Source organism: Martelella sp. (genome assembly GCF_984369615.1).
Genome location: NZ_CFHTCS010000194.1, coordinates 1 through 8,341, shown reverse-complemented (window position 1 = coordinate 8,341; position 8,341 = coordinate 1). Strand labels below are relative to the sequence as shown.

The 8,341-nt window shown below is 61.1% G+C and carries 8 protein-coding genes; 2 read left to right on the top strand and 6 right to left on the bottom strand.

Annotated features, from left to right (window positions below):
- Both groL and AC5DC2_RS15000 read left to right on the top strand, forming a co-directional pair.
- On the top strand, positions 1-1,652 hold a 1,652-nt coding region (gene groL, locus AC5DC2_RS15005), incomplete at its 5' end, for a chaperonin GroEL (RefSeq protein WP_491699054.1).
- 498 nt (positions 1,653-2,150) lie between these two features.
- Positions 2,151-2,834 carry an outer membrane protein gene (locus AC5DC2_RS15000; RefSeq protein WP_491699053.1) on the top strand — a complete coding sequence of 228 codons (684 nt, stop codon included), beginning with the start codon at positions 2,151-2,153 and terminating at the stop codon, positions 2,832-2,834.
- Between the two features lie 82 nt (positions 2,835-2,916).
- Here the strand turns inward: AC5DC2_RS15000 and AC5DC2_RS14995 are convergent, their stop codons facing one another.
- From AC5DC2_RS14995 to AC5DC2_RS14970, 6 genes are all read right to left on the bottom strand, one after another.
- A complete protein-coding gene (locus tag AC5DC2_RS14995) occupies positions 2,917-3,414 on the bottom strand; it encodes a YciE/YciF ferroxidase family protein (protein WP_152534538.1) in 498 nt (165 codons plus the stop codon).
- A gap of 151 nt (positions 3,415-3,565) precedes the next feature.
- On the bottom strand, positions 3,566-4,282 hold the full coding sequence (locus AC5DC2_RS14990) for a glutathione S-transferase N-terminal domain-containing protein (protein WP_491699052.1): 717 nt from the start codon (positions 4,280-4,282) through the stop codon (positions 3,566-3,568).
- Positions 4,283-4,471: 189 nt separating this feature from the next.
- The gene (gene hisG, locus AC5DC2_RS14985; RefSeq protein ID WP_491699051.1) at positions 4,472-5,161 is read right to left on the bottom strand and encodes an ATP phosphoribosyltransferase; all 690 of its coding nucleotides are present in this window, start codon (positions 5,159-5,161) and stop codon (positions 4,472-4,474) included.
- Entirely contained in the window at positions 5,158-6,297 is a 1,140-nt protein-coding gene (locus tag AC5DC2_RS14980; RefSeq protein ID WP_491699050.1) for an ATP phosphoribosyltransferase regulatory subunit, read from the bottom strand. The genes hisG and AC5DC2_RS14980 overlap by 4 nt, the downstream gene beginning before the upstream one ends.
- 70 nt (positions 6,298-6,367) lie before the next feature.
- Complete coding sequence (locus AC5DC2_RS14975; RefSeq protein WP_491699049.1) at positions 6,368-6,733, bottom strand: VOC family protein; 366 nt, start codon at positions 6,731-6,733, stop codon at positions 6,368-6,370.
- Between the two features lie 517 nt (positions 6,734-7,250).
- A partial coding sequence (locus AC5DC2_RS14970) for an ATP phosphoribosyltransferase regulatory subunit (RefSeq protein WP_491699048.1) occupies positions 7,251-8,341 on the bottom strand: 1,091 nt, incomplete at its 5' end.

Here is an 8,341-nt window from a genome sequence, read left to right as displayed (position 1 = left end):
TGGCTGCTAAAGAAATCAAATTCGGCCGCTCTGCGCGCGAAAAGATGATGCACGGTGTTGACGTGCTCGCTGACGCTGTGAAGGTCACACTCGGCCCCAAGGGTCGTAATGTTGTTATCGAAAAGTCCTTCGGCGCTCCGCGCATCACCAAAGATGGTGTTTCGGTTGCCAAGGAAATCGAACTGGAAGACAAGTTCGAGAACATGGGCGCCCAGATGGTCCGCGAAGTTGCTTCGAAGACCAACGACATCGCCGGTGACGGCACCACCACGGCAACCGTTCTCGCTTCCTCGATCATCCGCGAAGGCAACAAGGCTGTTGCTGCCGGGATGAACCCGATGGATCTGAAGCGCGGCATCGACATGGCCGTCCACGAAGTCGTCAAGGACCTGCAGGCCAAGGCAAAGAAGATCAACACCTCTGAGGAAGTTGCTCAGGTTGGCACGATCTCCGCCAATGGCGAAAAGCAGATCGGCGAAGACATTGCCGCTGCCATGCAGAAGGTCGGCAATGAAGGCGTCATCACGGTTGAAGAAGCCAAGACCGCCGAAACCGAACTCGAAGTCGTTGAAGGCATGCAGTTCGACCGCGGCTACCTGTCGCCCTACTTCGTGACCAACTCCGAGAAGATGATCACCGAGCTGGAAGACTGCTACATCCTGCTGCACGAAAAGAAGCTCTCCAACCTTCAGGCTCTCCTGCCGGTTCTGGAAGCTGTCGTTCAGTCCAACAAGCCGCTCCTGATCATTGCTGAAGACGTTGAAGGCGAAGCGCTTGCGACCCTCGTCGTCAACAAGCTGCGCGGTGGCCTGAAGATTGCTGCCGTCAAGGCGCCTGGCTTCGGCGATCGCCGCAAGGCCATGCTGGAAGACCTCGCCATCCTGACAGGCGGCACGGTGATTTCCGAAGACATCGGCATCAAGCTCGAAAATGTTACCCTCGACATGCTCGGCACGGCCAAGAAGGTCTCGATCACCAAGGAAAACACCACGGTTGTCGACGGCGCCGGCCAGAAGGCCGACATCGAAGCCCGTGTTGCCCAGATCAAGGCCCAGATCGAAGAAACCACGTCCGACTACGACCGCGAAAAGCTGCAGGAACGTCTTGCCAAGCTCGCTGGCGGCGTTGCCGTGATCCGCGTCGGCGGCTCCACGGAAGTCGAAGTGAAGGAAAAGAAGGACCGCATCGACGACGCTCTGAACGCGACGCGCGCTGCTGTTCAGGAAGGCATCGTGCCCGGTGGCGGCGTTGCTCTTCTGCGCTCCTCCACGAAGATCACCTCCAAGGGTGAGAACGACGACCAGGAATCCGGCATCAACATCGTTCGCCGTGCGCTTCAGTCGCTGGTTCGTCAGATCGCGACCAACGCAGGTGACGAAGCCTCGATCGTTGTCGGCAAGATCCTCGACAAGAATGACGACAACTATGGCTACAACGCCCAGACCGGCGAATATGGCGACATGATCGCCATGGGCATCGTCGACCCGGTCAAGGTTGTCCGCACGGCTCTGCAGAACGCGGCTTCGGTAGCCTCGCTGCTGATCACCACGGAGGCCATGATCGCCGAAGCGCCGAAGAAGGAATCGGCCGGCGGCGGCATGCCCGACATGGGCGGCATGGGTGGAATGGGCGGCATGGGCGGCATGATGTAATCAGGCGAAAGCCTGATTACGGAATAGCACGCCCATGATCCCAAGGGGTTTGGCGCGGCAAGCGCGCCAAACTGGCGGCATGATCAAATCAGGCGAAAGCCTGATTGCAGAATAGCACGCCCATGATCCCAAGGGGTTTGGCGCGGCAAGCGCGCCAAACTGGCGGCATGATCAAATCAGGCGAAAGCCTGATTGCCGAGCGCCCAGCTCGACCAGTCGAAATTTGGAGAAGGCGCCTTTCGAGGCGCCTTTTTTGTGCGTCCGGCTTGCGCCGTCGCCACGCAAGCGGAATGCGACTGACGTGCCGCATGCACCAAAAAGATGAACAAAAGTTAATTTATAAATTGCGCATTTTACCGATGCCTGATGAAATCGGGACGCTTCAACCGGAGCGGCGAACAGGCGTGGCGGGACATAGGTGCATGTCTTCAATGAACGGCATGTCACCGGACGCCCCGGTGCGTCCACGTCTCACATTCATGCAGGGCCAATCGATCAATGAAAGCATTTCTTCCGGCGCTTCTCGCAGCCACCACAGCCACCGCCGCGCTTGCCGCAGACCCGATGGCAACGCCGATCCCGGCTTCGCCCGCGACCTACGACTGGTCGGGCGCCTATCTCGGGGCGGAGGGCGGTTATGGATGGCTTGCCGGCGAAGTGCCGAACGACCTCTTCACCGGCACCAGGACTGAAAGCGCCGATGGCGGCGCGGCCGCCGTCTTCGCCGGCTACAGCCATCAGCTCAATAACAACGTCGTCGTCGGCATCAATGGCGAATTCGGCTACAACTGGAATGACAATTCCTACACCGTCGTTTCGCCCTACCCGTTTCTCAACGGCCAGAGCGTCACCTTCGGTACCGAGTGGCGGGCGAGCGTCGAGGGCAGCGTCGGCTATGCCTTCGACCGCCTTCTGGTCTTTGCCTCCGGCGGCTGGACCGCAACCAGGCTTGAGGGCTCCTTCTCGCTGACCGGCAGGAGCTATGACGAGGTCATGAACGGATGGACGCTCGGCGCGGGCATCGACTATGCGATCAGCGAAAACGTGTTCGCCCGGCTGAAGGCGAGCTACAGCGACTACGGCTCCACCGACATCATCACCCAGGCAACGGGTATTCCGGGCCTGCCCGACAGCAAGCTGAGCCAGGCAAGCCTGATGGCCGGCATCGGCTTCAAGTTCTGAGGTCGCGGCCTTCGAAAGATCCTCGGACGCGAAAAGGGCGGCCGCGCCGCCCTCTCCGTAGTCATGGTTCGCCGATGCGCGATCACGCCGCCTTGGCATGTGCGTTGAGCGATTTCTCGGCAAGCTTGGAAAGTTCGAGATCCGCCGTCGATTCCTGTTCGAAGGTCTCCTCCAGAAGCTTGACAACGTCCTTCTTGTCGAGCTGCTTCGCCCAGGCGATCAGCGTGCCGTAGCGGGCCATCTCGTAATGTTCCACGGCCTGCGCGGCGGAGATGAGGCCGGCATCGAGAGCGGGCGTATCCTTGAAGTCCTCGATGATCTCCTCACCCTCCTCGATAATGCCCTGGATCGCCTCGCAGGTCTTGCCGCGGGCCGGCTTGCCGAGCAGTTCGAAAACCTGCTGCAGGCGCTCGATCTGGCCTTCGGTCTCTTCCCGGTGGTTTTTGAAGGCTTCCTTGAGATCGTCGGATTGCGCGGCGCGCGCCATTTTCGGCAGCGCCTTCACGATCTGGCGTTCGGCGAAATAGATGTCCTTGAGCGTGTCGAGAAACAGGTCGTCCAGTGTCTTGGTCATGTTCAGATCTCCTCGTGTTGAAAGCGTGTTTGCTCTTGTGACGAAGAAACGCCGTCCTTGACGAAACGGTTCCTGACAAAACCGCGCCGCAGGCAACAAAAAAGCGCGACCGCCGGGACCGCGCTTCTTCTCAAGCATAGCGATGCTGTGTCTCGCCTCAGGCTTCGGCGGGAACCGTGAAGCCCTTGACGCTGGCCGGGCGGTCCGAGCAGCGCTCCACCCAGGCGGAAACAGACTTGAAATCGGCAAGGCCCAGTACATCCGCGGCATCGTAGCCGACCGACAGGCCGCGCACCCAGGGAAAGATCGCGATATCGGCGATCGAATAGGCCGAATAATCCTCGCCCATGATGAACTTGCGGTCACGCAGGCGCCCTTCCAGAACGCCGAGCAACCGGCGGACTTCCTTCTTGTAGCGCTCGACCGGATAGGGATTGTTGGCGACCTTGTCGGCGGCATATTTGTAGAAGTGGCCAAACTGTCCGAACATCGGCCCGATGCCGCCCATCTGGAACATCACCCACTGGATCGCCTCGTAGCGGCCGATCGGATCATTGGGGATGAGCTTGCCGGCCTTCTCGGCGAGGTAAAGCAGGATCGCGCCGGACTCGAACAGGCCGACCGGCGTATCTTCCGGACCGTGGGGGTCGATGATCGCCGGGATCTTATTGTTGGGGTTCAGCGACAGGAACTCCGGCGACATCTGGTCGTCCGTGCCGAAGTCCACGCGATGCGCCTCATAGGGCAGTTCAAGTTCCTCCAGCGCGATCGAAACCTTCACGCCGTTGGGAGTGGGAAGAGAGTAGAGCTGGATGACTTCCGGGTCTTTCGGCGGCCATTTCTGGGTGATCGGAAAATCGGACAAGCGTGACATGGACGCTCCTGAAAAATGTTTTGCGGATAGGTGCGAGATGTGCAGTGCGGATCGAAATCGCAAGACCATGCTTGTCATTAAAATGGCAAAAAAGTGTCGTCCGGACCAAAAAAATGACGATTTCAGCCAATCGTCACCAAATAGGGGTGGACGATACACGGCTTCGCCAACAGCGGCTTGCACTGCCTCTTATCCGCGCATCGCCGCCAGGATTTCGCCGATCACCGGGTCGCCTTCATGCGAGGTCTTTTTCGCGCGCACGAAACAGGCCTCCGATTTCAGGATCACGCCGTCGGTCAGAATTTTCAGGTGGTTGGCCGCAAGCGTCGAGCCGGTGGAGGTGATATCGACGATGATGTCGGCCTGGCCGGCCATGGGCGCGCCTTCCGTCGCCCCGAGGCTTTCGACGATACGATAGAGCTGGATGCCGTGCTTGGCGGTGAAGAACTGCTGCGTCAGCCGCCAGAATTTCGTCGCGATCGCCAGACGGCGGCCGTGACGGCTGCGGAATTCCGAGGCGACATCGTTCAGGTCCGCCATCGTGTCGACATCGAGCCAGATTTCCGGGACGGCCACCACCACATCGGCCTGCCCGAAGCCGAGGCGGGAGACGAACTCCACCCGGGCATCGGCGTCCGCCACGTTCTCGCGCACCACATCCTCGCCGGTCACGCCGAAATCGACCGCGCCATTGCCGACCTCGCGCGAAATCTCCGAGGCCGACAGGAAGGCGATCTCGATATCCGGCCGGCCGCGCACCTGCCCGCGATAGGAGCGGTCATTGCCGTTGGTCTCGACAGGAAAGCCCGCCCTTTCGAGCGCCTGTTCCGCGCCTTCCTTGATCCGGCCCTTGGAGGGCAGCGCAATGGTGACGGTCATGGTGTTCCTCCGGCTTTTTCTCGGGCGCGTTCGATCCGGTCGAGCCACAGCGAAAAGCCGACGGCGGGAATATGGTCGCTGGCGCCGAGCAGCGTCAGCAGACGGTCATAACGTCCGCCGCCCGCCAGAAGCGCGCCGCGCGCACCGGCTTCCGCGATTTCGAATACGAGGCCCGTATAGTAATCAAGCGGACGGCCGAAGGCGGCGCGATAGGTGATCGCGGCCACCTCGACGCCCGCTGCCGCAAGCGCCGCGATGCGGGCCTCGAACGCGCCGATCGCCGCGCCGATATCGAGATCAAACTTTTCCGAAAAGGCCGCAAGCGCCGACGATGCCGCGTCAAGACCGGTCTCCAGCGCCAGAAAGGTCGTCAGCGCCTCCAGCGCATCGCGGTCGAGACTGGTGACGGAGAGCGCCAGTTTTTCCTTCAGTCGCCGCGCAATCTCCTCGGGGCTGCGGCTGGCATTGGTGGAATAGCCGGTAACCTGCATGGTTTCGTCGATATGGGCCACCAGCCCCGCCTCGTCGCCATCGGCGAGGAAGGCGGCGACGCGGCGGTCGAGGCCGGAGACCGGCTGCGGGCGTGCCAGCGTTTCCAGAAGGGCCTCGAGCCGGGCATGGTTACCGAAGGCCTGGATCAGCCGCTTCTGCCAGCCGCCCGGAAGCCCGAGTGCCCGCACCACCGCCTCGAAGATCGCCTGGTCGCCGAGCGTGACGGCAAGACGCTGGCCCGGCAGGCAGGCGCCGAGCGCGCCCCAGGCATCGGCAATGGCGCGCGCATCGGCGGCGGCGACATCGACCGTCCCCAGATCCTCGATGCCGGCCTGGAAGAACTCGTCTGCCCCGTCCTCGCGCGCCTGGCGGAACACCATGCCGCAATAGGCATAGCGCTTCGGCGTGCCGGCGTTCTCCGCGATGTGACGGCGGCAGACGGGGATGGTGAATTCCGGGCGCAGGCAGAGGCTCTCGCCGGTCTCGCTCTCGGTCATGAAGATGCGGCGGCGCAGCGCCTCGCCGGTCATGTCCAGAAAGGGCGCGGCGGGCTGGATCACCGGCGTGTCGGTCAGATCCGTTTCGCGCGCGGCAAAGGCGGCAAGAATGGCGCCGGCGCAATCCGGCAGGCTGGTGGAGGGCATGGGTCGTCTCTACTGTTTGCCGCATCCGATGACCATCCTTTGCGACAAAAGTCAACGATTGCGGCCTGGATCAGTCCAAAACCTGCATCAGTTCGATTCGGTTGCCGAAGGGATCATAAACATAGGTGCGCAGGAAGCCCTCAAGCGGCGCGTCCGCTTTGACCTCGTAACCGGCCTTTTCCACAGCCGCAGCAACCGCCGCAACATCATCGACCAGAAACGCCGGATGCGCCTTTTTCGCGGGCCGGAAATCCTTCTCGACGCCGATGTGAATGCGCAATTCTCCCCGCTCGAACCAACACCCGCCGCGCGCTCTCAGATTGTCGGGCTTTTCAACCTCCGGGACGCCAAGCACGCCGGCATAGAACGCCCGCGCCTCGTCTTCCCGACCCTCGGGCATGGCAAGCTGTATGTGATGGATGGATTTGAGAGACATAAGCAAAATGGCCGGAACCGGACAGGACCGCCGGTTACCGGAAGCTCAATGATTATGGCGGGCGCGCCAAAGCTGGAAGCCAAGCATTCCCAATGCCGGAACCAGCAAGATCAGCGGTATCGTGATATAGACCTGTTCAAAACTCATGGCTCACCTCATCGAAAGGATTGTCATCCTCGCTGCTATATGTAGCACGATTGCCAGAAAATAGCGACGGACGTCGAGGCCACCGATCCCCCTTGAAGGGACGGCTTATCGCAGAAGGCTTTTCCGCACAGCCCCCAAGTCTTCTCGCCCCGGAGGGGAGAGATGTCGCGACAGCGACATCGACAGTGAGGGGGGAACCTATCCACGCGGACACCCTCACGAACAGAAATGCTGCTTCACCCTCACTACCCCTGTCGGGGCATCTCTCCCGCAAGCGGGAGAGAGTATATGGAGCAAGATCCAAGGCCATCTGCAATAGCCCCGCCCTCACGAGGGGAGGTTGTGAGAGCCAACGCCTCCCCCACAGCGATCATCCCGCCCGCTTGCGATCCTCCGCCTGTGCGTCCAGCATCTGACGCACCCTTGCCACCAGATCACCCTCCGGCACGGTCTCCTGCGCCACACGCGCCTCGCGCCATTCGGCATTGTCCTCGATCTCGCCGGACAAGCGCTTGCCCTCGATCAGGTCCTTGATCTGGACGACGCCTTGCGAGCGCTCGTCGCCGCCCTGGATGATCGCGATCGGGCAGCCGCGGCGGTCGGCATATTTGAGCTGGTTGCCGAATTTCTTCCAGTTGCCCTGGTACATCTCGGCGCGGATGCCTTCGCGGCGCAGTTCCTGCGTCATCTTCTGGTAGCGGCCCATGGCCTCGGCATCGCCGTCCATGACGGTGACCAGCACCGGCTCGATCACCTCGGACGCGCCGAGCTTGCCGAGGTTTTTGAGCGCGGTCATCAGCCGCGACACGCCGATGGAAAAGCCCGTCGCCGGAACCGGCTGGCCCATGAAGCGCGACACCAGCCCATCATACCGCCCGCCGCCGCCGACCGAGCCGAACACGACCTTTTCACCTTTTTCGTTGGTGACATCGAAGGTGAGCTCGGCTTCGTAAACGGGACCGGTGTAGTATTCGAGGCCACGGACGACGGAGGGATCGATTTTGATGCGATCCGCATCGTATCCAGCCGATCGAACTACACTACGGATTAAATCCAGCTCCCTAAAGCCATCAACAAAACCTGCGGTATTCTTAGCAATCTTGTTAAACCCTACTTCTTCCGCACCATCGACTGCTTGCTCATCCGTAACAACTTTTACAACAAAGCTGGCCTGCCGTTCACTCAGACCAGCCCCTTTGGTAAAATCGCCACTGTCGTCTTTTCTTCCATCTTGAAGAAGGAGCATTACCCCCTCAGGCCCAAACTTATCCAGCTTATCGATCGCCCTGAGCACCGTCAGCCGCTGCCCGGCATTCTCCTCGCCGCCAAGGCCGATCGCCTCCAGCACCCCATCCAGCACCTTGCGGTTATTCACCCGGATCACATAGTCCCCGCGCGGAATGCCCAGCGCCTCCATCGTATCGGCCATCATCATGCACATTTCGGCATCCGTCTGGACGC